Below are 1768 nucleotides of genomic sequence, written 5' to 3' on the forward strand. Positions count from 1 at the left end.
ACCTGAGTTTGGACACCTTGGCTGATTCTCACATTCTGTAGTCGCTTGACCTGCAGCGTTGCTCTGGCTGGTGGGTGTTTTGGGGTACTAATCGGGGTAGGTTCGTGCGGTGGCGTACGTGCGGAAGGTGCGCACTGCCTCGGGCGCGGTGGCGGTGCAGGTGGCCCGCAAGGACGCGGGCAAGGTGGTGATCCTGGCCCATTTGGGTTCCGCGCATACCGACGCTGAGCTGGGCATTCTGCTCGAGCAGGCCAAGGCGATGGTCGTCGGCGGCCAGGTAGCGCTGGATTTCGAGGTGGCCGCTCGAGCCCAATCGATGGCCGATGTCGCTGACTTTCGTGCACAGGCACTGATCCCTGAGCGGTCCGGGCCTGCGGCTGCGGCTCCCGTGGCGCCACCTGGACGCACAGTCGGGACCGCCTCGCGGCTGCTCTATGACCTGCTCGGCCACGTCTACGACTGGTTGGGCTTCGATGCCGTCGGCGACGCGGTGTTCCGGGATCTGGTGATCGCCCGGATCGTCGAGCCGACCAGCAAGCTCGACGCCTCCCGCGTGCTCGCTGATCTTGGTGCCCAGCTGGTGTCCTACAAGACCATCGACCGTCATGTCCGCAACATCCATGCCCGCGGGCACCGCGACGTGATCGCCGAGAACTGCTTCGCCTACGCCACTGACTGCGGCGGGCTGTCGCTGATCTTGTATGACGTCACCACGTTGTATTTCGAAGCCGAATCCGAGGATGCGCTGCGTAAAGTCGGCTACTCCAAGGAACGTCGGGTTGATCCTCAGATCGTCGTCGGCCTGCTGGTGGACCGCACCGGATTCCCGTTGGAGATCGGCTGTTTCGAAGGCAACACCGCTGAGACCACCACGATCGTGCCGATCATCACCAGCTTCCTGGCCCGTCACAACCTGGCCGGCGCACCGATGGTGGTGGCCGCTGATGCCGGGATGCTGTCGCAGAGCAACCTCGCCGCCCTCGATGAGCAGGAGTTGTCGTTCATCGTGGGTTCCCGCATGACGAAGGCGCCCGGAGATCTGGAATCGCACTTCCATTGGAATGGTGACGTTTTCACCGACGGCCAGATCATCGACACGGTGACGCCGCGCCACGGCAACACCCGCGTCAACGACACCAAGTTGCGTGTTGAACCCATCTGGAACCCCGACAGCGATACCGGTGCGTGGCGGGCGATCTGGTCGTACTCCGCCAAAAGAGCTCGCCGCGATCAGAAGACCCTCGCGGCTCAAGAAGCCCGGGCCCGGGCGATCGTCGCCGGTGAGAAGAAGTCCAAGACAGCACGATTCGTCAAAACCAGCGGTGATGACCGCGCCGTCGATGAGGCCAGTCTGGCCCGGGCCCAATCGTTGGTCGGGCTCAAGGGCTATGTGACCAACGTGCCGGTCACCGTGATGTCGGCTGCGGAGGTCATCGCCAAGTACCACGACCTCTGGCACGTGGAGAAGTCTTTTCGGATGTCGAAGACCGATCTCGATGCCCGGCCCATGTTCAACCGCATGCGTGATGCCATCGAGGCGCACCTGACCATCGTGTTCGCCGCCCTGGCCGTCTCTCATGCCATCCAATCGCGCACCGGACTGTCGATCGCCAAGGTCATCAAGCAACTGCGGCCACTGCGTTCAGCGACCATCACTATCAACGGGGCCACCCAGACCTTCCCGCCGGCGATTCCCGACACCGAGCGCAAGATCCTCACCGATCTTGGCTTCACACCTGGGTACTAAGCAAAATGTCCAAACTCAGGT

The 1768-nt window shown here is 62.8% G+C and carries 1 protein-coding gene; it reads left to right on the forward strand.

Translation table 11 applies throughout. From position 1 onward, the window contains the following. The first annotated feature begins 109 nt into the window (after positions 1 to 109). Positions 110 to 1747: an IS1634 family transposase gene (locus ACXMYJ_RS28985; RefSeq protein WP_260756222.1), complete on the forward strand. Its 1638-nt coding sequence runs from the start codon at positions 110 to 112 to the stop codon at positions 1745 to 1747. The last annotated feature ends 21 nt before the right edge of the window (positions 1748 to 1768 follow it).

This window comes from Mycobacterium sp. ZZG (assembly GCF_054786995.1).